Source organism: Deinococcus sp. Marseille-Q6407 (genome assembly GCF_946848805.1).
Taxonomy (GTDB): Bacteria; Deinococcota; Deinococci; order Deinococcales; family Deinococcaceae; genus Deinococcus.
Window position 1 is genome coordinate 279,387 of sequence record NZ_CAMPFU010000002.1, and the last position, 23,073, is coordinate 302,459.

The 23,073-nt window shown below is 66.3% G+C and carries 17 protein-coding genes and 1 pseudogene; 3 read left to right on the forward strand and 15 right to left on the reverse strand.

Features of this window, described 5'->3' with window-relative positions; all coding sequences use genetic code 11:
• Positions 1-29: 29 nt before the first annotated feature.
• Complete coding sequence (locus OCI36_RS03400; protein WP_261663674.1) at positions 30-278, reverse strand: hypothetical protein; 249 nt, start codon at positions 276-278, stop codon at positions 30-32.
• Between the two features lie 84 nt (positions 279-362).
• Here OCI36_RS03400 and OCI36_RS03405 point away from each other — a divergent pair, with 84 nt between their 5' ends.
• On the forward strand, positions 363-1,193 hold the full coding sequence (locus tag OCI36_RS03405) for a DUF2259 domain-containing protein (protein ID WP_261663675.1): 831 nt from the start codon (positions 363-365) through the stop codon (positions 1,191-1,193).
• Positions 1,193-1,711: a DUF2721 domain-containing protein gene (locus OCI36_RS03410; RefSeq protein WP_261663676.1), complete on the forward strand. Its 519-nt coding sequence runs from the start codon at positions 1,193-1,195 to the stop codon at positions 1,709-1,711. Before OCI36_RS03405 ends, OCI36_RS03410 begins: the two co-directional genes overlap by 1 nt.
• 67 nt (positions 1,712-1,778) lie before the next feature.
• Here OCI36_RS03410 and rpoC read toward each other — a convergent pair whose 3' ends face one another.
• The 6 genes from rpoC to OCI36_RS03440 form a co-directional block, all read right to left on the reverse strand.
• Positions 1,779-6,434, reverse strand: coding sequence for a DNA-directed RNA polymerase subunit beta' (gene rpoC / locus OCI36_RS03415; RefSeq protein WP_261663677.1), 4,656 nt, complete (start codon positions 6,432-6,434; stop codon positions 1,779-1,781).
• A gap of 129 nt (positions 6,435-6,563) precedes the next feature.
• Positions 6,564-10,013, reverse strand: a complete 3,450-nt coding sequence (locus OCI36_RS03420) for a DNA-directed RNA polymerase subunit beta (protein ID WP_261663678.1) — start codon at positions 10,011-10,013, stop codon at positions 6,564-6,566.
• A gap of 426 nt (positions 10,014-10,439) precedes the next feature.
• Entirely contained in the window at positions 10,440-10,871 is a 432-nt protein-coding gene (locus OCI36_RS03425) for a CoA-binding protein (protein ID WP_261663679.1), read from the reverse strand.
• A gap of 42 nt (positions 10,872-10,913) precedes the next feature.
• Complete coding sequence (gene hemL / locus OCI36_RS03430) at positions 10,914-12,257, reverse strand: glutamate-1-semialdehyde 2,1-aminomutase (protein ID WP_261663680.1); 1,344 nt, start codon at positions 12,255-12,257, stop codon at positions 10,914-10,916.
• Positions 12,258-12,439: 182 nt separating this feature from the next.
• Entirely contained in the window at positions 12,440-13,168 is a 729-nt protein-coding gene (locus OCI36_RS03435; protein ID WP_261663681.1) for a hypothetical protein, read from the reverse strand.
• 123 nt (positions 13,169-13,291) lie between these two features.
• The gene (locus OCI36_RS03440; RefSeq protein WP_261663682.1) at positions 13,292-13,699 is read right to left on the reverse strand and encodes a hypothetical protein; all 408 of its coding nucleotides are present in this window, start codon (positions 13,697-13,699) and stop codon (positions 13,292-13,294) included.
• Between the two features lie 77 nt (positions 13,700-13,776).
• Between OCI36_RS03440 and OCI36_RS03445 the strand changes: the two genes are divergently transcribed.
• Positions 13,777-14,790 carry a DUF1517 domain-containing protein gene (locus OCI36_RS03445; RefSeq protein ID WP_261663683.1) on the forward strand — a complete coding sequence of 338 codons (1,014 nt, stop codon included), beginning with the start codon at positions 13,777-13,779 and terminating at the stop codon, positions 14,788-14,790.
• A 25-nt stretch (positions 14,791-14,815) separates the two neighbouring features.
• On the opposite strand, the gene OCI36_RS03450 is transcribed toward OCI36_RS03445, so the two are convergent.
• The 8 genes and pseudogenes from OCI36_RS03450 to OCI36_RS03485 all read right to left on the reverse strand — a co-directional run bounded on the left by OCI36_RS03450 (position 14,816) and on the right by OCI36_RS03485 (position 23,037).
• A complete protein-coding gene (locus OCI36_RS03450) occupies positions 14,816-15,655 on the reverse strand; it encodes a phosphatase PAP2 family protein (protein WP_261663684.1) in 840 nt (279 codons plus the stop codon).
• 46 nt (positions 15,656-15,701) lie between these two features.
• Positions 15,702-18,581 (reverse strand): GAF domain-containing protein, encoded by a 2,880-nt coding sequence (locus OCI36_RS03455; RefSeq protein ID WP_261663685.1) that lies wholly within the window; start codon positions 18,579-18,581, stop codon positions 15,702-15,704.
• Positions 18,582-18,595: 14 nt separating this feature from the next.
• Positions 18,596-19,258 (reverse strand): response regulator, encoded by a 663-nt coding sequence (locus tag OCI36_RS03460; protein WP_261663686.1) that lies wholly within the window; start codon positions 19,256-19,258, stop codon positions 18,596-18,598.
• Between the two features lie 54 nt (positions 19,259-19,312).
• On the reverse strand, positions 19,313-20,227 hold the full coding sequence (locus tag OCI36_RS03465; RefSeq protein ID WP_261664368.1) for an EAL domain-containing protein: 915 nt from the start codon (positions 20,225-20,227) through the stop codon (positions 19,313-19,315).
• Positions 20,204-20,578: pseudogene (locus OCI36_RS03470) on the reverse strand (GGDEF domain-containing protein); the annotation flags it as partial. The gene OCI36_RS03465 and the pseudogene OCI36_RS03470, both read right to left, overlap by 24 nt.
• An 18-nt stretch (positions 20,579-20,596) precedes the next feature.
• Positions 20,597-21,295, reverse strand: coding sequence for a GGDEF domain-containing protein (locus OCI36_RS03475; RefSeq protein WP_261663687.1), 699 nt, complete (start codon positions 21,293-21,295; stop codon positions 20,597-20,599).
• Between the two features lie 71 nt (positions 21,296-21,366).
• Positions 21,367-21,996, reverse strand: a complete 630-nt coding sequence (gene aat, locus OCI36_RS03480; RefSeq protein ID WP_261663688.1) for a leucyl/phenylalanyl-tRNA--protein transferase — start codon at positions 21,994-21,996, stop codon at positions 21,367-21,369.
• A gap of 9 nt (positions 21,997-22,005) precedes the next feature.
• Positions 22,006-23,037, reverse strand: coding sequence for a DNA topoisomerase IB (locus OCI36_RS03485; protein WP_261663689.1), 1,032 nt, complete (start codon positions 23,035-23,037; stop codon positions 22,006-22,008).
• Between the last annotated feature and the right edge of the window lie 36 nt (positions 23,038-23,073).

The window sequence follows — 23,073 nt, forward strand, 5'->3', positions numbered from 1 at the left end:
TCCACGGAATCCGGCCTACAGGAGCGGACTTACGGAATCAGGCCCCGCCCGAAAAATACGGCGGCCAGCCCCAGTACCGCCAGCAGCGCCGCCACGCTGAGCGGCCGGTCGTGGCGCCAGGCGGTCACGGCCACCCAGAGGGCGCCCACCACCGGAATGGCGGCCATCCAGGCCACGGCGTAAGGGCTTAGCGGCGGCCAGATCAGCGCGGCCACCATCAGAAGCATGGCCGAAACTGTGCCGTAGGCGTACAGCTGCGGGGGCAGGGGGGAGCGCATGGGCGCATTGTATCCCGCCGCGCCCACCGCGCTGGAGTGTCGGGCGGACCGGCCAGGCGGCCCGCCGGGGGGTATCCTGACCCTATGAAGCGTGCCTTGTTGCTGACCCTGCCGGCGCTGCTGGCCACACAGGCGGCCGCCGCCAACCTGCCCCAGCCGTACCTCTACGGGTTCAGCCCGGACGGGGCCTATCACCTGATGCTGACCTACTGGACCGAAGACGGCAGCGGGTTCCCGGCAGCCCAGCTGCGGGTGGTGCGCCAGGGGGTAGGGGTAATGCTGGAAGAGCGCCTGGTGGCCCGCGAGGAAGCTGGTGCCGGCACCAGAACCTCCGAGCAGCTGGCCCAGGACCTGCTGACCAAACATGCTGCCCGGCTCAGAGCGCTGGGGCTAGAGCGCCCGGTGCCGGGCCGGGTGCTGTGGGCCCAGGGCGCACCGCTGCCTTCGCTGAGCGGCTGGCCGGCCCAGGACCCGCAGACCGTGACCCTCGCCAAGGGGGCGCCCGGTGGTGTGCAGAACATTGAGGTAAGTCCCCAGGCTGCTTTCAATACCTGCACGGCGGCGGGGCTGCTGCCGGCCGCGCCGGTGGGCCTGCGCCTCAGGGTCAACGGCCAGGATTGGTTCCGTGACGGCACCCGCTTGCCCGAAAACCGCGCCTGCGTGGCCGCCTACCGTCTGGAAGCTGCCTGGCAGTTGGGCGACGCAGTAGCAGTGCTGATCCGGGCCTACAGCCCCGGCTTTGAAGGGCCAGACGCCCAGACGCTGACTCTGCTGAGCCGCTTGCCGGCCACTGCCACTCCGGCTCCGGCATCTGTGCCAGCGCCTGCTTCTACTCCTTCAGGTCCAGCTCCAGCCGGCTCGACTTCGGTCAGCCCAGCAACTAGTCCAGTGCCGGCGCCCGCTGTCCGGCCCTGATGGATTCCGGCCTGACCATCCTGACCGCCATGATCACACCGGCGGTGCTGATCAGCGGGGCCGGCGCCATTCTGGTCAGCACCACCACCCGGGTGGGGCGGGTTACTGACCGCATCCGGCACCAGGCCGAGCGTTTCCGCGGCCTGGTCGAGGGCGATCATCTGGACGAGGCCCTGGCCAACGCCGAAAAAGACATGATCATGCAGCAGCTGGAAATCCACTCGCAGCGCAGCCGGATGCTGCTGCGGGCCATGACCGGCCTCTACATCGCCATCAGCCTGTTCGTGCTGGCCAGTGTCCTGATTGGCGCCCGCGAACTGACCAAAGGCAATACCGGCCTGCTGCCCACCGTGCTGGCGGTGCTGGGCGCGCTTTCACTGGCCTATTCCACCCTGATGCTGAGCGTGGAAGTGCGCCTGAGCGCCCGGGCCTCGCGGCTGGAGATGCGGTTCATTCTGCAACTGGGTGAACGCTACGCTCAGCTTTACGACGAAGCCTACGAGCGCCCGGCCCAGTAAAACCGCAGCCAATAAAAAAGCCCCCTGCCCAGCGGCGGGGGGTTTTTTAGAGCTGATCTGAGAGGACTTAGAGGGCCGCGCCGGTGGCTGGAGCTTCGCTGTTGTTGGCCTCGCGGTCCTCGCTGCGGGGCGCCGGAGCGGCAGCCACGGCAGCGGGGTTATAGCGCTCCAAGGTGCGGTCGTCAGCCACCTGAATGTCGCGCACCGCGTTCAGGCCAGTGCCGGCCGGAATCAGCTTGCCGAGGATGACGTTCTCCTTCAGGCCGATCAGGTCATCCACCTGACCGCGCATGGAGGCTTCGGTCAGCACGTGGGTGGTGTGCTGGAACGAGGCGGCCGACAGCCAAGACTTGGTGGTCAGGCTCGACTTGGTGATGCCCAGCAGGATCGGCTTCCAGCTGGCCGGGGTCTGGCCGGCTTCCAGGGCGTCGTTGGCGTCCTGCACGTCCCAGCGTTCCACCAGCTGGCCTTCCAGCAGGTCAGTGTCGCCGCCGTTGGTGATTTCCACGAAGCGCAGCATCTGACGCACGATCACTTCGATGTGCTTGTCGTGTACCTTCACGCCCTGGCTGCGGTATACCCGCTGCACTTCTTCCACCAAGTAGCGCTGCACGGCGTCAATACCCTTGTATTCCAGCAGGTCGTGGGGGTTCACGGCGCCGCGGGTCAGCGGCTGGCCGGTTTCCACCCGTTCGCCGTCGCGCACCACTAGACGTAGGGTCTTGGGCACCTTGATGGCGGTCTTGGAGGAGAATTCCTCGTCGTCCGCTTCAATGCGCAGCAGGTAACGTTCTTCTTCTTCTTCCACCCGCAGCACGCCGTCGCGGTCAGCCAGAATGGCCGGCACCTTGGGCTTGCGGGCTTCGAACAGTTCGATCACGCGCGGCAGACCCATGGTGATGTCGCCGCCACCGCCCGCCACACCGCCGGTGTGGAAGGTGCGCATGGTCAGCTGCGTGCCGGGTTCGCCGATACTTTCGGCGGCCACCACGCCCACGGTTTCGCCCAGCGAGACCGGCTTGGCCTGCGACAGGTCGTAGCCGTAGCACTTGCGGTCCACGCCGTTGCGGATGGTCGAGTTGAAGGGCGTATAGACATGCACTTCGCGCAGGGTTTCGGCTTCCTTGCCGATCTGCTGCACGTCTTCCAGCGCCAGCATGGTGTCGGCGGGAATGGTCCGGTCACTCAGTTCGATATCCACAGCCACGGTGCGGCCATAGATGCTGGTTTCCAGTTCGCTGCCCTTGCGGGTGCGCCACTCGCCGGTGCGGCTGTCCACTTCGCCCAGCGGCATGGTGGTGTAGTCGTTGGTGCCGCAGTCAAGGTCGCGCACCACGATTTCGTGGGCCACGTCCACCAGCTTACGGGTCAGGTAACCCGAGTCGGCGGTACGCAGTGCGGTGTCGGCCCCACCCTTACGGGCACCGTGGGTCGAGATGAAGTATTCCAGCACCGTCAGCCCTTCGCGGAAGGACGCACGAATCGGCACTTCGATGGTGCGGCCGTCGGGTCGGGCCATCAGGCCACGCATCCCGGCCAGCTGGGTGATCTGCTGAGCGTTACCACGGGCGCCCGACTGGCTCATGATCCACAGCGGGTTGAAGGGATAGTTGTCGGCGAAGTTCTGGAACATGGCGTTCTTCACTTCGTCCTTGGTGTCGTTCCACAGGTCCACGACCTGCTTGTAGCGTTCTTCTTCGGTCATGAAGCCGAATTCGTAGTTCTGCTCGATTTCGGCCACCTGGGCGTCGGCGTCGGCCAGGATGTCACCCTTGTTCGGCGGAATCACGATGTCGTCGATCCCGATGGTGATGCCCGAAGTGGTCGACAGCTTGAAGCCGCTGTCCTTCAGGGCGTCCAGCAGGTGAGCGGTGGCTTCAATGCCCAGCTCGCGGTAGCAGGCCATGACCATGTCCTTGAGGTTGTCCTTCTCGTAGGCTACATCCAGGCGCACCAGCTGGTCCACCATGCTGGCGTTTTCGCCCAGGGCTTCTTCCACCAGGCGGCGGAAGATCATCCGGCCGGCGCTGGATTCGTACAGCGTGCCGTTCAGGCGAATGGTCACGTGATCCTGGTAGTCGATCTTGCCGCTGTCTACCGCGTGAATGGCTTCGTCGGGGCTGGAGAACTGGTAACGCAGGCGGCCCGGGCTGGTTTCGCGGCCGTTGACGCTCACCGGGCTGTTTAGCAGCAGCTCGCCACGGTCAAACGCTTCCAGCGCTTCGGGTTCCGAGGTGTACTCGCTGCCGGCGCCCAGGCTGTCGCGGCGCAGCTGGGTCAGGGTGAAGATACCGAGAATGATGTCACGGCTGGGCTTCACGTTGGGTTCGCCGTTGGCGGGCGAGAGCAGGTTGTGGGCCGACAGCATCTGAATGCGGGCTTCGGCCTGCGCCTGAGCGCTCAGCGGCACGTGAATCGCCATCTGGTCACCGTCGAAGTCGGCGTTGAAGGCTTCACAGACCAGCGGGTGCAGCTGGATAGACTGACCTTCAACCAGCACCGGCTCGAAAGCCTGAATGCCCAGTCGGTGCAGGGTGGGGGCGCGGTTGAGCAGCACCACCTTGTCTTCAATCACTTCTTCCAGCGAGTCCCAGACGCTGTCTTTGGTGTCGCGGTAGCGTTCCAGCATCTTGCGGGCCTGCTTGATGTTGGTGACTTCACCCTTTTCTTCCAGCAACTTGAACAGGAAGGGCTTGAACAGCTCCAGCGCCATACGCTTGGGCACACCGCACTGGTGCAGCCGCAGCTGCGGACCCACCACGATCACCGAGCGGCCCGAGTAGTCCACGCGCTTGCCCAGCAGGTTCTGGCGGAAACGGCCCTGCTTGCCGCCCAGCAGGTCGGTCAGCGAACGCAGCGAGCGGTCCGAGCCAGGGTTGGTCACGGGGCTGCCACGGCGGCCGTTGTCGATCAGGGCGTCCACCGCTTCTTGCAGCATCCGCTTTTCGTTGCGGATGATCATGTCGGGCGCACCCTGACTCATCAGCTTCTTGAGGCGGTTGTTGCGGTTGATCAAGCGGCGGTACAGGTCGTTGAGGTCGGAAGTTGCAAAGCGGCCGCCGTCCACCTGCACCATCGGGCGCAGATCAGGCGGCATCACCGGCACGGTTTCCATGACCATCCAGCTGGGGCTGTTGCCGCTGCGCTGGAACGCACGCACCACTTCCAGCCGTTTGCGGGCGCGGGCGCGCTTGTGGCGGGAGTTGTCGCTCATCATGCCATTCAGTTCGGCTTCCAGCTGGTCCAGGTCCAGATCGTCCAGCATGTCCTTGATGGCTTCGGCGCCCATCTTGGCTTCAAAGTCGTACGACTCGATCACGCGCACCTGCTTGCGCACCAGGTCGATTTCCACCCGGCCCGAGATCTCGGACTTCAGATTGCCGGAATCGGCCAGTTCGTCGCCGGGCTCCACCCGGTCACCGTTCACCACCAGCGGCTCGTCCTGGTATTCGTACACCTTGGCCTTGCTCACCATGATGGAAGCGGGAGCGTGAATGGTCAGCACGCCGTCGGCTTCGGCGATGATTTCTTCGTCTTCGTCGATGGCGCCGACCACTTTCTGGCCCTTGCGCACTTCGCTGCCGTCACCGACCAGCACGTGCATGGTGGGGTCAATGTCGTAAGCGGCGCGGCGGTTCCAGTGGGCGGTCAGGGTGACGTCACCCTTCTTGCCGAAGGTCACGTCGCTCAGGCGGCTGTCGCGGCTCACACGCAGAATCTTGCCTGCGGCGGCCTGCGCCAGCACAGCGCCTTCGTCTAGGATTTCGCCGTGTACGACCTGCACGTCCATGCCGTGGGGGATGTACACGCTGGCCAGCAGCTTGCCGCTGGGGACGCGCTTGGCGGGGGCAGCTTCGCCGTCTTCACCTTCGGTGTCTTCGGGCTCGGGTTCGTCCACCTGCTCGCGCAGCTCGATCATCATCGAGTCTTCGCCCATTTCCTTCAGGAAAGCCACGCCGGCCACCGGAGCGGTGATCTGCACGTCTTCTTCCAGCTCGGCCAGCAGCTCGCCGGCCTTGAAGCTTTCCTGCTGAACCAGCTGACCGGCACTGACCGGCAGCGCGGCTTCCTGCGCTTCGCGGTAAGCGATTTCGGCGCGGCGGGGGAAACGGTACTGGGCCAGGCCGTCCATCTTGGCCACGGCATTGCCGCCCAGCGACTGACCACGGGTCACGTAGTCGCCGTCCTTGACTTCAGCTTCGGCGCCGCCGTGCAGGGCGTAGGTTTCCTGCCGGCCGAAACGCAGTTCACGGTATTCATCGTCGCTCAGCAGTTCGCCGCGCTTGATGGGGCGGCCTTCCTTCTGGGCGTTGCGGGGGTCAGTGACCAGGAAGCTGGAGAAGTACAGCACTTTTTCCAGCTGTCCGGCAGTCAGGTCCAGCAGGGTACCGATCTTGCTGGGGCTGTCCTTGAAATACCAGATGTGCGCGGCCGGGGTCGCCAGGTCAATGTGGCCCATGCGGTAACGGCGCACCTTGCTGGAGGTCACTTCAACGCCGCAACGTTCGCAGACTTTGCCTTCGTAGCGCTGGCGCTTGTAGCGGCCGCAGGCGCACTCGTAGTCCTTGATCGGGCCAAAGATCCGTTCGTCGAACAGACCTTCGCGCTCAGGCTTCAGGGTGCGGTAGTTGATGGTTTCGGGCTTTTCCACCTCACCAAAGGACCATTCCCGGATCTTGTCGGGGCTGGCAATGGCGATGCGGACTTTGTTGAACTCTTTCATTCAGACTCCTTCGGGAGTTAAGAGCGGAGAGAAATGCTGAGGTGGGGAGCAGGGAGGGAAGGGAGGCGGGAAGTGGCTTTTTTACCGGCCGCTGGGTGCCCAGCACACTTCCTTATTCCCCGTTAGCCCTTAGCGCTTAGGCATCATGCCTTCGAAGATGTCCACCGGCTTGTCAGCGCCGTCCAGCACTTCCACGTCCAGGCCCAGCGAGTGCAGTTCCTTGACCAGCACCTTGAAGCTTTCGGGAATGGTGGATTCGGTGACCGGGTCGCCCTTGACGATGCTCTGGTAGGCGGCGTCACGGCCGTCGATGTCGTCCGACTTGATGGTGAGCATTTCCTTGAGGGTATGTGCGGCGCCGTAAGCTTCCAGCGCCCACACTTCCATTTCCCCGAAGCGCTGACCACCGAACTGCGCCTTACCGCCCAGCGGCTGCTGGGTAATCAGGCTGTAGGGGCCAGTGGAGCGGGCGTGCAGCTTGTCTTCCACCATGTGGTACAGCTTCATCACGTACATGATGCCCACCACCACCGGGCCGCTGATCGGCTCGCCGGTGCGGCCGTCATACAGCACGCTCTTGCCGGTGCGCGACAGCTGCCGCAGGGCGCCTTCGTAGTCTTCGCCGGGTTCGCTGATCACACCCAGCTTGGCGGCGCGGTCCAGCACTTCCTGTTCGCGCTTGTCCGGGCCCAGACCGTCTTCGCGGCGCTGCGTCAGGCGCAGGTCGGCCTGCTCTTCCAGCATGTCCTTGATGCGCGCTTCGGTCACCGAGTCGAACACCGGGGTCACGAACTTCTTGCCGGTCAGGCGGGCCACTTCGCCCAGGTGAGTTTCCAGAATCTGGCCCAGGTTCATGCGCGAAGGCACACCCAGCGGGTTGAACACCAGGTCCACCGGGGTTCCGTCGGGCAGGTAGGGCATGTCCTCGGGAGGCAGAATCTTGGAGACCACGCCCTTGTTCCCGTGGCGGTTTGCCACCTTGTCGCCCACCTGCAGCTGGCGCTTCTGGGCCACATACACGCGCACCATTTCGCGCACGCCGGGCTTGAGGTCCACGCCTTCGTCGCCGCGGCGGAAACGCACCGTCTTCACCACGATGCCGCCCTGACCGGACTGCACGCGCAGCGAGGTGTCCTTCACTTCACGGGCCTTTTCACCGAAGATGGAGCGCAGCAGCCGCTCTTCGGGGCTGGGTTCCGACTCGCCCTTGAACGAGGTCTTGCCGACCAGGATGTCGCCGGGCTTGACTTCGGCGCCCACACGCACCACGCCGTCTTCGTCGAGGTCGCGCAGGGCGGCTTCGCTCAGGCCGGGGATGTCGCGGGTGATCTTTTCCGGGCCCAGCTTGGTATCGCGGGCTTCGATTTCGTCTTTTTCGATGTGAATCGAGGTGTAGAAGTCCTTGCGGACCAGGCTTTCGGAGATGCAGATGGCGTCTTCGAAGTTGAAGCCGTCAAACGGCATGATCGCCACGGTGATGTTGTGGCCCAGCGCCAGGCGGCCGAACTGCGAGGCGGGACCGTCCGCGATGACCTGACCCTTGGTGACCTGCTCACCGAATTCCACGATGGGGTGCTGGTCGAGGTTGGTGCCCTGGTTGGAGCGGGTAAAGCGCACCATCTCGAAGGTCTGCACGTTGCCGACCTTCAGGCCCAGCTCGGGGGCGTCCTCGGTCAGGCGGATCTGCACGTTGCGGCTGTCCACGTAAATCACTTCGCCGGTCACGTCGCTGACCACGCTGGTGCCCGAGTCGGTCACCACGCGCTCTTCCACGCCGGTACCTACGGCGGGGCTTTCGGCACGGACCAGCGGCACCGCCTGTGACTGCATGTTGGATCCCATCAAGGCGCGGTTGGCGTCGTCGTGTTCCAGGAAAGGAATCAGCGAGGTGTTGATCGAGATGATCTGCTTGGGTGACACGTCCATATACTCGATCTCTTCGGGATCGTACAGAAGGGGGTCACCCTGCTTACGGGCCAGCACGCGCTCTTCAGCGAAGGTGTTGTCGTCGTTCAGCGGCGAGTTGGCCTGCGCGATGGTGTAACGGTCTTCGATGTCGGCGGTCATGTAGACCACTTCATCGGTGACCACGCCACCTTCTACCCGGCGGTAAGGCGCTTCGATAAAGCCCAGCGGATTCACCTTGGAGTAGGAGGACAGCGAGGAGATCAGGCCGATGTTGGCACCTTCGGGCGTCTCGATGGGGCAGATGCGGCCGTAGTGGGTACGGTGCACGTCGCGCACATCGAAGCCGGCGCGTTCACGGGTCAGACCGCCCGGGCCCAGGGCCGAGATACGGCGCTTGTGGCGCAGGTCGGAAAGGGGGTTGGTCTGGTCCTTGAACTGCGAGAGCTGGCTGCGGCCGAAGAACTCGCGCATGGCCGCCACAATGGGGCGGTTGTTGACCAGCTTGGTGGGGGTGGCGGCGTCGGGGTTACCCAGCAGCATCCGCTCGCGCACGCCGCGGGCCATACGGCCCATGCCCACGCGTAGCTGATCGGCCAGCAGTTCGCCGACGGTACGCACGCGGCGGTTGCCCAGGTGGTCGATGTCGTCCTCGTACACCAGGACTTCCTGCGCCACACCGTCAGCGTCGGCGCCCAGGGTGATGGTTTCCAGGCCGTTTTGCAGGGCCATCAGATAACGGATGGTGTCCACCAGGCCTTCATCAAAGAACTGGCCGTCACGGAACGACAGCAGGGTAGGCTCGGTGCGCTGCCAGGTGCCCAGCTTGGTGTTCATCTTGAAGCGGCCGGGTTCGCCCAGGTCGTAACGGCGGGGGTCGGCCAGCAGGCCATAAAGGTACTGGGTGGCCTTGTCGCGCTTGGGCGGGTCACCGGGGCGCAGCACGGTAAACAGCCGCAGCAGCGCTTCGTCGGCGTTCATGCCGGTGGTCTTGTCTTCCAGCTGAATTTCCGGGTCGAATTCGGCAAACAGTTCGCGGATCTGGCCGTCGTCCATGCCCAGCACACGCAGCAGCAGGCTGACGGGGAACTTGCGCTTGTTTACCTTCATTTCCAGCATGTCGCCGGCCCATTCCAGCTCGATCCAGGGACCACGCTTGGGCATGGGGATGATGGCCGCCGAGTACTGCTTTTTCAGGCCCTTGTAGGAGCTGGTGAAGTACACGCCGGGGGAACGGTGAATCTGCGAGATCACCACGCGGTCGGCGCCGTTGATCACGAACGAGCCGTCACGGGTCATCAGGGGCAGGTCGCCCAGGAACACCTGGTCTTCTTTAATCAAGCCGCTGTCCTTGTGGATCAGCTGCAGCTTGGCGTACATCGGGGCCTGGTAGGTCAGGTCCTTTTCACGGCACTCTTCGGGGGAGTAGGGAGGCTCGCCCAGGCGGTATTCCAGGTAGTCCAGAACCAGGCCGGTTGAGCGGCCTTTTTCGGTTTCATCAATAGGGAAAACTTCGCGGAAAGCGCTTTCCAGGCCAAAGTTGGTCCGTTCGCTGGGCGCCTTGCCTTCTTGCAGGAAAGAGCGGAACGATTGGACCTGAACTTCGGTCAGTTCGGGAAGCGGGATGACTTCGGCAATTTCACCGAAGCGCTGAATTTCTGGGCGTGGCTGCATGTCCACCTCATGAGAATTGGGGGTTTTGAAATGATGGCGGGGCGGAGCAGGGAACCGGGGGAACCGCAGCGACACTCAACGCAGCTAGGCCAACGCCCCGGGCAGGGACAGTTGGCCGCGAAAAAGTCTCAGCGAGAGGCCAAGACAAAAAAAGCCGCTTTGCTTTGAGGTGCCTGGCTCGAGTAGAGCGGGGCGGGGCAGAGACGGCAGCTGGTGGGTGTGGGCAAGGTCTGGTCCTTTTCTTCTTCCGGGGAAAAGCCGGTGTGCTTAGAAGGCTCCATTCCAACCCATCATGGTTGGCTAAACTTGAGTATATCCCTTCGGCCAGCCCCGGTGCAAGGGGCCGGCCGGAGGATAAAGCCCTGGCCAAGGTGCCCGCCAGGAGCGGCAGAGTGGTCCGGCGGGGATAACCAGAAAAGGCCAGGCTCAGGTCAGCGAGCGGTGGTCCACCATCATGCAGCGGTCCTGCACTACATCAATGCCAGCGGCGTTCAGAGCGGCCGCCGTCTGCGGGTCACGGATGCCCTGCTGCATCCAAACCAGGCGGGGGCGCGGATTCAGGCTGAGGATGTCGTCCAGATGCTCGTGGACCTTGTCCGAGCGGCGGAAAATCAGCACGATATCCACCGGCACCTGAATGTCCGACAGCTGCGCCGCGGCCGGGCATCCGAAGTATTCCTCGCCGCTTTCTGTCAGAGCCGGGTTGACCGGAATGATCCTGAAACCGCGCCGGTAGAGGTACTCGGGCACGTAGTGGGCCGCCCGGCTGGGATCACGGTGAAAGCCCAGAACGGCGATGGTGGCACCTTCCGGCCGCAGGTGCGCGGCCAGCTCCTGAGGACTGGACAGCAGGGTCATGACAGCCCCTGGCAGGCGGCAAAAAGGTTGTATGCGATCATTTCAGAGTTCAGCATAGGCCCGCCGGGCAGCGTCCAGCGTGAGATTCAGTTCAGCGTCTCCGTGCGCGGCGCTCACAAAAATGCTCTCGAACTGGCTGGGTGCCCAGTACACGCCCTGGTCCAGCATGGCGCGGAACCAGCCGGCAAACGCCTGGGTATCGCTGCGGGCGGCCTGCTGATAACTGCTGATGCCGCCCTGCGGCGCCGCCTGATGAAAAGCTGTCAGCATGGAACCGATCTGGTTGACCGTCAGCGGCACGCCGGCTTCCTGAGCGGCGGCGCGTAAGCCATCTGCCAGTGCCGCCGTATAGCGTTCCAGCCCTGCATAGATTTCCGGGTGAGCCTGCAGTTCAGTCAGGGTTGCCAGGCCGGCGGCCATCGCCAGCGGATTGCCGCTCAGCGTGCCGGCCTGATATACCGGGCCACTGGGCGAGACCACTTCCATGATTTCGGCGCGGCCGCCGTAGGCTCCCACCGGCAGGCCCCCACCGATGATCTTGCCCCAGGTGATCAGGTCCGGCTGCAGGCCCAGTCGGCCGCTGGCACCCTGCAGCGACAGCCGGAAACCGGTCATCACCTCATCGGCAATCAGGAGGGTGCCGTGCTCGCGTACCCGGTGCAGCGCGGCCAGAAATTCAGCCGTGGGAATCAGCACGCCGGAGTTGCCCACCACCGGCTCGAAAATTACGGCGGCAATCTCCTGACCGCGTTCCTGCATTAGCCGGTCCAGCGCGGCCGGGTCGTTGTACTCGCTGACCAGGGTGAGGGCGGCGTACTCGGGCGGCACGCCGGCGCTGCTGGGGGCCGCTTCGCCCAGTTCGCCGCGCGCGGTGGTCAGCAGGCCGCTGCCGGCCTCGACCAGCAGACCGTCGGCGTGCCCGTGGTAATTGCCCCGGAACTTCACGATGTACTTGCGGCCGGTGACCCCACGGGCCAGCCGCAGGGCACTCATGGTGGCCTCGGTGCCGGAGTTCACGAAGCGTACCCGCTCCACGCCCTGCTCCCGGGTCAGCTCCACCACTTTCTCGGCCAGCAGCACCTCGCGCTCGTTGGGCGCACCGAAAGAGGTGCCGCCCTGCAGGGCCTCGGCGACCGCTTCACGCACTGCCGGGTGGTTGTGGCCCAGAATCATCGGACCCCAGGAGCCGATGTAATCCAGCAGGCGCTGACCGTCGGCATTGGTCAGGTAGGCGCCTTCCGAGTGGGCGATGAAATGGGGATGCCCACCCACGCTGGCAAAGGCCCGCACCGGGCTGTTGACCCCGCCGGGCGTCACCTGCCGGGCGCGGGCAAAAAGGCTTTCTGAGAGGGGCTGCTCTAGCTTGGGACGGGCCTGTGTGGTCATGGGAGGCAGTCTAGAGCAGCTTCTCCTGGCCGCGCTGTGGCTGAAGTGGGAAAAGCGGCGTTCCCGTTTTCCACTTTTTGGCAGCTGGGCGGGCGAGTGACCTATGACCAGGCAAAACAAAGCCCCGCGTGATGCGGGGCCGGGCAGAACTGGGAAAGGGGCCAGGATTGAGCGTTTAAGCTTTAGAACTTGCGTTCGCTGGGCTTGCCGCTGCTGGGGTTGGCGCCAGTGTCAATGATGCTTTCCGTATCGTTGCTGCTGCCCTTCTGGCTGGCGGCGGTGTTGTTGGTGTAGGGCCAGGCGCCCGACTGGGTGCCCTTGCCGCTGTCCTTCTGAAGGTCCTGCTTGACTTCGCCGGCCTTCTGCTGGGCAGCGTCCTTGGCGTCTTCAGCCTTGTCCTTGAGCTGTTCGCCGGCTTGCTGGACGTCCTGCTTGACTTCGCCGGCTTTCTGCTGGGCAGCGTCCTTGGCGTCTTCAGCCTTGTCCTTGAGCTGATCCACGGCGCCCGCAGCCTTGTCCTGGACCTTGGAAGCGGCGTCCTGAGCATCGGACTTCAGCTGCTGGCCGGCCTGCTGCACAGTGCCCTGGTTGTCGCGGGCGGTGTCGGCCACGTCCTTGGCGGCGTGGGCAGCCGTGTCGCCGACTTCGGCCACCTGCGAAGCGATGGTGCTGCCGGCGTCCTGAGCGGCCTGCTTGGTCTGTTCCCAGCCCTTGGACACGCTGTTGCCCAGATCCTCGGCAGCGTCTTTGAGGCCCAGTTCGGACAGCTTGGCGTCAATGGCGCGGCGGTTCTGTTCGCGGGTCACCAGGTAGATACCGGCGCCCAGCACCACTCCAAAAATCAGCAGTTTGCCAAAAGAGTTGGAGTCGGAATCGTTCCTGCGGTCATAACGGTTATTGTTTCGTCCCATATATCCAATCTAGGTCACGTTTTCCCGCGGGATGTGAGTATGCATTATGTGCGAATTCAGATTTGGTTGATCAGTGCCGGGTGGGCGCAGCTGCCGCTTCTGTCAGAGGACAGGTACGCCTGCTCAGGCCAGCCAATCGCCGAGGCGCAGCCGTTTCAGCAGCTCGGGCGCGAAAATCCATTCTTCGGGTTCGCCGCCTTGCAGGCCGCCGCGCACTTCCAGCAGCACGTAACCTCGGTCCCGGTAAAACGCCTTGATTTCTTCCCAGGCCTTGGCCTCGTCGTCTGCGCCTTCCAGTTCCAGGTCGCTGTAGGTGTCCCACAGTTCACCGTCCACCTCGGCGCTTTGCAGGGCTTCGGCGTAGGCGCTCAGGGCGTAGGCGTCTACCGGTTCGGCCCGGGGGGGGCGCTCAGCCGGCGCCAGCGCCGCCGGGGTGCCGTCCGGCAGCTCGCAAAGTGAGCCGAGCCAGCCGGCCCACTGCTCCGGGGAAAGGGTGAGATGCAGGTTGTCGCCGGGCTGAGAATGGGTCATGGCACGCAGCATAGCCTTTAGGTCTGCTTGGCTTCTGCGTCGGCCCGGCCGGGTCAGCCCCTAGACTGAGAAACGATATGGCACGCAAGGCAGCACAGAGCAGCAAGAAGACATTCGGCCGGGTTCTGGCCCTGCTGGGCCTCAGCGCCCTGCTGGGTCTGGCCCCGGTAGGCCTGACCGGAGTTCCCTTTGCAGAACTGAATGCCGCTCAGGCCCAGTCGGGCGGCGGGTTCGGCGGCAGCAGCCGGGGTGGCGGTGGCTACTCGGGCGGTGGCTACAGCGGCGGCGGATATTCCGGTGGCGGCTACAGTGGCGGTGGCTACCGGGGTGGCGGCTACAGCGGCGGCGGCGGGTTTTATCCGGTGCCGATGGGCGGCCCCATCATCATCGGTGGTGGCGGCGGTGGCGGCGGCATCCTGGGCCTGGTGCTGTTCGGGGTGGTGATGACCATGGTGATCGGCTCCATGCGCCGGGCCATGAGCGGCGGTGCCCGTGGCCTGGCCGGCGGTCTGGAAGACACCGGCGCCCGCGCGGTGCTGGTGCAGGTGGCGCTGACCCACGGCGACGAGGTCAAGGCGGCGATGCAGGAAGTGGCCCACCGGGGCGACCCTGATACCGACGAGGGCCTGGCCCGCATGATTCAGGAGGCGGCTGTGGTACTGCTGCGGCAGCGGGCCCGCTGGACCTACGGCCGGGTCGCCGTGACCGGCGGCGGCGCCCAGCAGACCGACGGCCAGGTGGGCGCCTGGGCCACCCAGGCCCGCGCCGCCTTTACCCGCCAGACCACCAGCCACTACCAGAACAATGACGACAGCTCGGCCTACGAGCACGCCACCGATTACCGCTATGAGAAAGAAATTGGCGATCTGTACCTGGTGGTGACCATTGCGGTGGCGGCGCACGCTTTCCCGGCACTGGGTCAGACCGATCAGCCCAGCGCCCGCGAGATTGAGGCCGTTCTGCAGGCGATCAGCGGCGTCAGCGGCCGCACCCTGATTCGCGGCGAGGTGGTCTGGAGCCCTGACGCCGAGGGCGAGTTCCTCAGCGAAGACGAGACCATCATGAAGTACAGCGAGCTGAGTAAAATCTAATCTCGCCTTTTTCGCCGGTCTGCGCTTAGACCCGCTGGGGTTGTTGCCCCACCGGCAGCGCAGGCTGCTCGCGTGGCAGCCAGCGGCCCAGCAGCCGTGGCACGGCCGCACCTGCAAACAGCACCAGCACGGCGTAGCGCAGGGCTGTAACCACTGCCAGCGCTTTCCAGGCGGCCGGTAGCAGCACCGACAAGGCCAGATAAAGCGCCAGCACCAGGGCCAGTCCCAGGACGCCCACCAACAGCCGTCCGGCCCAGCCGCGCGGTGGGGCATAATCCGGCTGCACTGCCCAGAACCCGGCCAGCATTCCTAGCCCGGCCGGCAGTTCGCGGGGGATACCGGCCGGCAGCAGTAAGCAGGCCAGCAGCACAGCGGCCAGGACGCCCCAGCGCCATAGGGCATCGCTGGGCAGTGCCCAGTGCCGCGAGCCGGCCAGCGCTGCAAACACCACGCCCAGCGCCAAACCTGCCAGGACATCGGCCGGGTAGTGGACACCCAGAGCGATGCGGGAGTAGGCGATCAGTCCGGTCAGCAACGCGGCTACAGCCCAGAGCCAGGGCCGGCGCTGCTGCGCTGCCAATCCCAGCCACAGGGTACTGCCCAGCTGGGCGTGCCCGCTGGGAAAGCTGGGGCCGCCGGCGGTGGCGCGGGCTGCTGCGCTGGGTGCGGTGTCGCCGGCGGTAAAGGGCCGGGGCAGGTCCAGCGAATATTTCAGGGCCGAGTTGACCAGGTACGACAGCGCGAAGGCCACCCCCAGCTGCTGCGCCCCGCGCGGGTTGACCAGCCAGGTATACAGGGCCAGCACGGCGATAAACACTTCGTCGCGGCCCAGAGCAGTGATGGCCAGCCAGAGGTCGAAAGTCATATCCGGCAGTCTAGAGCAGCGGCGGCTGGCTGCTCCGGGCCGCTCCTCAGACCGGCAGCCAGATATGGATCCGGGTACCCCCGCCGGGCCGGCTGTCCAGTTCCAGGCGGCCGCCGGCCAGCTGGGCACGTTCGCGCAGCCCCAGCAGGCCCAAGTGTCCCTGCGCCGCCAGCGCGGCCGCCGCAGCCGGGTCGAAGCCCTGGCCGTCGTCGCTGACAGTGGTCTGGAGGCTGCCGGGGCCGAAAGTGATCCGCACCGCTGCCGAGTTGGCGCGGGCGTGTTTGTCCACATTTGCCAGAGCCTCGCCCACCAGCCGGAAGAGGGTGACTTCCTGAGCGGGGCTGAGGACCAGCTCCTCGCCGCTGACTTCCAGCCGCGCCGGGGTGCGGGCCTGGGTGCAGAGCCACTCCAGCGCAGGCAGCAGCCCCAGGTCGTCCAGCACGCTAGGGCGCAGGAAACGGGCAAAGCGCCGCACCCCGGCGGCGATGTCGCTCAGTTCGCCGGCCACGGCCTGAATATCGGCGGCGGCCTGCGGGGCCTGTTTTTCCAGCCGCAGGACCCGCCGGCGGGCGGCGACCAGCAGCTGGGCGGTTTCGTCGTGCAGCTCGCGGGAAATGCGGCGGCGTTCTTCCTCCTGCGCCTGGGTGAACAGGGCCAGAAAAGTGCGCAGCTCGTCGCGGCGGGCCGAGGCGGCCGCCAGTTCCTGCCCGCGCTGTGAAATCTGGCCCAGCAGCCGGTAGTGTTCGCTGAGGTCGCGGCCCATCACCAGCAGGCTGGGGCTGCCCGACAGCGGTCCCAGCTGCAGTTCCAGCCGGCGCCCGGCCAGGGTTACTTCGGCGCGCAGGGGGGGCTGCCCGGCCCGCAGGCCCTGTCCCTGTGCCCACAGCGCTGTCCAGCGTTCCTGGCCGGCCTCATCGCCCCCCACCCACTCGGCCAGCCGAGCCTGGGGCGCCAGGGCCGCTTGCGGATGCCCGGCCAGCAGACGGCGGGCGGCCGGATTGGCGTAGAGCACCCGGCCCTGCGGGTCGGCTGTCAGAATCAGGTCGTGGCTGCTTTCGGCCAGCTGGCGGTATCCGGCTTCCGAGCGGGCCAGTGCTTCGGCCAGTTGCTGCCGGCCAAGGCGGTCGGCCAGGTGGCTGCACAGCCGGTGGGCCAGCCGCAGGGTGGCCTGCGGAGGCAGGTCTAGCCCTGGATCGTCGGCATAGAGCAGGCCCAGTACCTCCTGACCGTGGCGCAACGGGGCCAGCAGGGCACTGCCAGCCCCCGGCTGCACCCAGCGGCGCGGCAGCGGCCTGGGGCCACGGCCCAGTTGCCCGGCCAGCTCTACCAGTTCGGCGCCGGCAGGGAGCGGCATTCCGTGAGCGGCGGCGCCCACGCCGGGCAGCCACAGCAGGCCGCGCAGCAGGGTACCCAGCAGCCGCTCCAGATCGTGGCGGGTCAGTCCTGCTTCCAGCCGCTGTGAGATGTCCAGCAACGTGGCAGCTTCACGCTCACGTTCCTGGCCTTCGCCGTACAGCAGCGCGTTTTCGATGGCGAGGGCCGCCTGCACGCTGAGGGCGTCGGCCAGTTTCAGGTCGGTGTCGTCCAGCGGAAGAGGCGCGTGGTAGTACAGCGTGAGCACCCCGAAAGGCCCCCGCCGGGTGGTCAGTGGCAGCGCCAGCACCCCCCGGAACGGATACTCGCCGGCGGCCAACAGGGCGCGGGTGTAGCGGCTGCCCCCGCCCAGCCCCGAGGCCGGAAAGTCGCGGCACTCGGCCCGCATGCCCGTGGCAAATGCTTGCCCGCTCAGGCCACTGCCGGGGCGTACCCGGGCGCGCAGCACCCACTCGCTGGGCAGGTTGAGCGCCGAGTGAACGCCCAGCGTACGGCCGCCGGGGCCGGGAGTATAGAGGGCCGCCGCGTCGGCGCCGAACAGCCCGGCCGTGCGTGAGAGCAACTCCGCCAGGGTGTCGCTCAGGCGCAGGCTGCCGGCCAGGGCCAGCCCCAGTTCGCGCAGCACGCTTTCGCCCTGGCGCCCGCGGGTGGCCTCGGCAAAGCGCCGGGCGCTGCCCAGGGCCAGCCCGGCCTGCTCGGCCAGTTCCAGCAGCAGTGCGGCGTCGCCGGGGGCGGGAGCGTCCCGGTCCGAATCGGCGTACAGCAAACCCAGCGGTTCGCCGCGCACCCGCAGCGGGGCCAGCAGTGCCGTCTGCGGCGCCAGCGAGGCCAGGCTGCGGCCCAGCGGAGTCTCAGCGTCCTGAGCCGCGCGGTAACTGATGACCTCGCCGCGTTCCAGCAGCGCAGCGTAAGTGACCGGCCCCACCCCGATCTCGCCGGGTGGCCGGTTCCCGAAGCCGGTGCTCCAGATTTCCTGCAGTGGCGCGTAGCCCCGCTCGCCGGGCCGGCCGGCCAGCAGCCCTGCAAAGGCCCGCTGAAAGCCCAGGGCCTGCGCGGCCACCTCCACCACCGCTGTCAGAATCTGTTCGTGGTCCAGGCTGCCATGGGTGCGGCGCACCAGCTGGTCTATAGCCGCCGCCACCCGTCCGCGCCCGGCCTGCAGCTCGCGCGAGCGGGTGGCTTCCAGCGCCAGCCCCAGCGTGCCGGCCAGTGCCGGCCATTCCTGCGCCAGCCCGGGGCGGCCGGCCACCACTTCCAGCGTGCCGAAAGCGTGCGGCACTACGCCGAACGGGAGCGCGCACAGCAGGCCTTCCTCACAGGGCTGTGGGCTGCGGCGCACCAGTTCTCCGGTGGCCAGCGTCAGGCCATGGCCGCTTTCGGCCAGCCGCTCTAGCCCCCCGCCGGTCTGCACCCAGACGGCCACGCCGTGTGCCCCGGCCCAGCCGCAGGCCCACTCGGCCAGCGCTGCGGCAAAAGCGGCTGTGTCGGTATGCGTCAGCAGCTCGGCCGGCAGCGTGGCGGGGACGGTGAGGGAGGAGGGCAGCTCAGTCAAGGTTTCCGGCCTCCCTACAGGCCTTGCGGGTCAATCCAGCCACGCCGGATGCCTGCCAGCACGGCCTCGGTGCGGCTGCCCACGTTCAGTTTGGAAAAGACGTTGCCCAGGTGCACCTGCACCGTGCGCGGCGAGATGCCCAGGGCGCGGGCGATGTCCTTGTTGCTGCCGCCGCGTGCCGCTGCCCGCAGCACTTCCAGCTCGCGCGGGCTGAGGTCTTCGGTGAGGTCCATCTCGGCGGGCGCCTGCGCGCTGAAACGGGCCATCACCTTGCGGGCGATGCTGGGGTGCAGCACGCTTTCGCCGGCTGCCACGGCGCGCACGGCCCGCAGCAGTTCTTCCTCGCTGGCCTCCTTGAGCAGGTAGCCGGCCGCGCCCGCTTCCAGCGCGGCAAACACGTAAGCGTCGTCGTCGTAGCTGCTCAGCACCAGCACCGAAACGCGGCCCTGCCCCGCCTTGATGCGGCGGGTGGCCTCCACGCCGGTCATGTCGGGCATGGACATGTCCATCAGCACGATGTCGGGGTTCAGCACCTGCGCCTTGGCGACCACGTCCGCGCCACTGCTCGCCTCGCCCAGCACGCGCAGGTCGGCTTCCGCTTCCAGCGGTTCGCGGGTGCCCTTGCGCACCACCGGGTGGTCGTCGGCCAGCAGCAGGGTAATGGGTGAAGCTTGCATGACGTTCAGTGTACGGGCCTGGCGCGCGGGGCAGGCAGCGCCCGGTGTCGGACTTCAGGACCGCAGCGTATCCACCCACTTGTCGCCGGAAGGCCGCTGCGCGGTGACCTCGGCGCTGGCGCTCACGGTGGGGCATGCTGGCTGGCGTAGCAGGTCACGCAGCGCGTCCGGCGGCAGGGGCGGCGAGAGCGCAAAGCCCTGGCCCAGTGGGCAGCCCATCTCGTAGACCAGGTCAATGTGTTCCTGCGTTTCCAGGCCCTCGGCGGTCAGGTCCAGGCTGTAGCGGTAACTCAGCGCGGCCATGGCTTCTGTAATCAGATGGCAGAAGTCGTCGCCCGCCGGCAGCGGGTCAATCAGGGAGCGGTCGAGCTTGATGCCCGAAATCTGCAGGGAGCGCAGCCGCGAGAGATTGGCGTAGCCGGCCCCGAAATCGTCGATACTCAGCCCGATGCCCAGCCGGTCCAGCTCCTCGAGGTTGCGCTCGACCCGCTCGTCGCCGTACAGCTGCGCCGTTTCGGTCAGCTCCAGCTCCAGCTGCTGGCTGCTCAGTCCACTGGCCTGCAGCACGCCGGCCACCTGAGCGGCAAAGTCGCTGCGGGTCAGCTGATGCGCACTGACATTCACGCTCACCTTGACATCGTCCCAGCTGCGGGCTTCCTGGCAGGCCTGCTCCAGCACCCAGCTGCCCAGGCGCGGCATCTGCCCGATCCGCTCGGCCACCGGAATGAACTCGGCCGGCGAGAGGGCGCCCAGCTCACCGTGGTCCCAGCGCAGCAGCGTCTCGGCCTTGACGATCCGGCCGGTGCGCAGGTCGTAGATCGGCTGATAGACCAGCCGGAACCCGTCTTCCACCGGCTGAGAGCTTTGCCCGATGGCGCGGGCCACATGCTGAAAGCGCTCGGTCTGCTGGTCCTGCTCAGCGTGGTAAGGCCGCACCTGCCCGCGCTCTTCGCGCTTGACGGCGTACATGGCGCTGTCGGCGTGGCGCAGCAGCTCCTGCGGGGACAGGCCATCATCCGGAAAGCAGCTGATGCCGATGCTGAGGCTGACGCCCACGCTCAGCTGCCGGGCGCTGCGCTCGGCAATATTGCGCTGAAGCTGCTGCGCCAGCTGCCGGGCCTGCTCGCTGCTGGTGCGTGGCAGCAGCACCACGAACTCGTCTCCGCTCAGGCGAAAGGCTTGCCCGACGGGAGCGCCGGCCGGCGGCAGGGTCTGGGCCACCATCTGGAGCAGCTGATCCCCCAGGGCGTGCCCCATGGTGTCGTTGACCACCTTGAACGAGTCCAGGTCAATAAACAGCAGGGTAAATTCCTCGCTGCCCGGCGCAGTGCGCTCCTGCTATTCCTGCTCCAGGCTGAGGCGGTTGGGTAGGCCGGTCAACAGGTCGTGATAGGCCATCCGGGCCAGTGCCCGGCGTTCACCTTGAATGGCCTGAAGCTTTTGCATGCGCTGGGTGAAGTAATACATACCGGCATAGGTGACCAGTGACGCCAGCCACAGCTGGCCCAGGCCGCCGCCTGCCTCGGGCGCCCAGCCCACGGTCCGGAACCAGTAAGTGCCGCCGACCAAGCAAATCACCGTCAGCAGCGCCAGGATGATCTGGGACGGAATCAGGCCGCCCTGCCGCTCGGCGCCGGTCAGCATGTTCCAGGCCAGCAGGGGAGGAACCCAGACCAGACTCTCGTTCATCTCGCGCAGCAGCACGCTCAGTGGGCTGCCCAGTCCCAGCAGCAGCCCCAGTTTGGTCAGCAGCCAGAGGCTGGCGCTCACTGGCAACCATGTGATCAGGGCTGACAACGAGATCTGTCCCCGCCGGTTAGCCAAAACGGTAAGCAGCAGCGCAGCCAGAACGCCATATATCGGCGGATCTATCAGACGGTCCCAGGTGTCGCCAGTAGACCAGAACCAGGCCATCGCGCAGGACAGCAAAATCCCCAGGGTCCCCCACCGTATCAGGACTTGCCAGCCCTGCTGAAGCTCGGGCGTGTCCAGGTCCGTTTCGGTGACCGGCGGCTGTGGGGGGCGGCTACGGAGCATCAGCTGTACTCTAGGCGCTCACCGGTTACTCAACCCTCACAGCATGGTTTATGCAGGTTCCACGCTGGCACTCAGAATTCGGCGTCCACCGCCAGCCCCCGGCTCAGCAGCGGCGCAAAGGCCTCGCTGCTGAGTTCGTACACCCCCAGCCGGGCGATGTGAGAGTTCTGAATCTGAGCGTCCAGCACAGTAAAGCCGCGCGCGTGCAGGTGCGCGGCCAGCTGCACCAGCGCCACCTTGGAAGCGTCGGTCACGCGGTGGAATTTGCTTTCGGCAAAAAAGACTCCGCCCAGCGCAATCCCCATCACCCCGCCGGCCAGTTCGCCGTCCTGCCAGACTTCAAAGCAATGGCTCAGGCCCGCCGCGTGCAGGTGCTCGTAAATCTCAATCATTTCGTCGCTGATCCACTCGCCGTCCTCGCGCTCGGGGCTGCCCGGCAGCCGGCCCCGGCAGCCTTCCAGCACCTCGCGGTAAGCCGCGTTGCGCCGCACTTCGAATTGCCCCAGCCGGCGCCGCAGCCGCCGCGCCACGTGCAGGCCCTCCGCTTCGGTCAGCGGCACCAGAGCGCGGGTGTCCACCGTGAACCACTGCGGGCCTTCGCCCTCTTCCAGGTCCATCAGAAAGCCGCCCTGAGCGTAGCCGGCCGCCACTGAGGCCACCAGCGCGTCGGGGTGGTTGAGAAATTTCAGCGCGTTCGCCACGGTTCCAGCCTACGCCCTGCGGGTACGCGTGCGGATGGTCTTTTCCGAGTCCAGCATGCGCTTGAGGGCCATTTCCGAGCGGGTCAGTCCTTCCAGCGCCGCCGGGGTGCGGCCGGCGCGCGGCTCGTAGTCGTCCAGCACCTTGCCTTCGAGGTAGCGGTCGAAAATCACCGGGCAGATGTAGTGGGCGCGGGTCACGGCCGGGGTGTTGCCCAGGTCGTCGGCCACGGTGCGCACGCATTCCAGCAGCACTTTCTTGGCGCTCCGCTCGCTGCCAGCGGCCCCCGACTCGGCCAGGAACTCGGCGGCCAGCAGGGTGCCGCCCCAGGTGCGGAAGTCCTTGGCGGTAAAGGGACCGATCTGCTCGCGCAGGTAGGCGTTCAGCTCGGCGGCCTTGATGCGGCGCCGCGTGCCCTCATCCACCGCCTGAAACAGGTCGCGCCCCGGCAATTCCAGCAGTTTCTCGACGTTGGCGGCGATGGTGCGGTCCACCACCGCCTTGCTCTGCTGAATGCCGTGCTTGCCCTTGAAATTGAACATCACCGTGTTGCCCTCGACGCTGACATGCCGCTTGCGCAGGGTGCTGAGGCCATAGGTCTTGTGGGCGCGGGCGTAGGTGTCGCTGCCCACCCGGAAGTGCGCCACGTGCAGCAGCCGGATCATCAGCGCCATTACCTTGCGCGGGGGCAGGCCGCTGCGGCGCAGGTCGGCGGTAGTCAGTGTCCGCAGGTCGGCCAGGGTGCCGGCAAAGCGCGAGAGGCGCTGCCACTTTTTAAGAGCGCGGCCCTGCACGAAGTCCGGGTGATAACGGTACTGCAGCCGCCCCGCTGCGTCGCGGCCAAATGCCTGCAACTCGGCGTCCGCATCCGGCGAAACATACACGTCGCTGTACCCGGGCGGCACCGCCAGCGCGGCGATGCGCTCCAGCCCGGCCTGGTCGGTATAACGCCGGCCATCCGGGTAGAGATACCGGAACTTGCCGGGTTGGTTGCCTTCGCGGCGCAGGTAATCGTCTTGCAGGGCTTCGGTGCGGCTGGGCATAGACTCACAGGGTAGAAAAAAACCCCCGCTGCTGCG

Bases quoted from the DNA above. Each gene is read 5' to 3' on its own strand.
- OCI36_RS03435 (WP_261663681.1), bottom strand. From the start codon at position 13,168: ATGGGACGAAACAATAACCGTTATGACCGCAGGAACGATTCCGACTCC.
- OCI36_RS03410 (WP_261663676.1), top strand. From the start codon at position 1,193: ATGGATTCCGGCCTGACCATCCTGACCGCCATGATCACACCGGCGGTG.
- OCI36_RS03465 (WP_261664368.1), bottom strand. From the start codon at position 20,227: ATGTACGCCGTCAAGCGCGAAGAGCGCGGGCAGGTGCGGCCTTACCAC.
- OCI36_RS03425 (WP_261663679.1), bottom strand. From the start codon at position 10,871: ATGACCCTGCTGTCCAGTCCTCAGGAGCTGGCCGCGCACCTGCGGCCG.
- rpoC (WP_261663677.1), bottom strand. From the start codon at position 6,434: ATGAAAGAGTTCAACAAAGTCCGCATCGCCATTGCCAGCCCCGACAAG.
- OCI36_RS03420 (WP_261663678.1), bottom strand. From the start codon at position 10,013: ATGCAGCCACGCCCAGAAATTCAGCGCTTCGGTGAAATTGCCGAAGTC.
- hemL (WP_261663680.1), bottom strand. From the start codon at position 12,257: ATGACCACACAGGCCCGTCCCAAGCTAGAGCAGCCCCTCTCAGAAAGC.
- OCI36_RS03485 (WP_261663689.1), bottom strand. From the start codon at position 23,037: ATGCCCAGCCGCACCGAAGCCCTGCAAGACGATTACCTGCGCCGCGAA.
- OCI36_RS03475 (WP_261663687.1), bottom strand. From the start codon at position 21,295: ATGCTCCGTAGCCGCCCCCCACAGCCGCCGGTCACCGAAACGGACCTG.
- OCI36_RS03445 (WP_261663683.1), top strand. From the start codon at position 13,777: ATGGCACGCAAGGCAGCACAGAGCAGCAAGAAGACATTCGGCCGGGTT.
- OCI36_RS03460 (WP_261663686.1), bottom strand. From the start codon at position 19,258: ATGCAAGCTTCACCCATTACCCTGCTGCTGGCCGACGACCACCCGGTG.
- OCI36_RS03450 (WP_261663684.1), bottom strand. From the start codon at position 15,655: ATGACTTTCGACCTCTGGCTGGCCATCACTGCTCTGGGCCGCGACGAA.
- OCI36_RS03405 (WP_261663675.1), top strand. From the start codon at position 363: ATGAAGCGTGCCTTGTTGCTGACCCTGCCGGCGCTGCTGGCCACACAG.
- OCI36_RS03400 (WP_261663674.1), bottom strand. From the start codon at position 278: ATGCGCTCCCCCCTGCCCCCGCAGCTGTACGCCTACGGCACAGTTTCG.
- OCI36_RS03440 (WP_261663682.1), bottom strand. From the start codon at position 13,699: ATGACCCATTCTCAGCCCGGCGACAACCTGCATCTCACCCTTTCCCCG.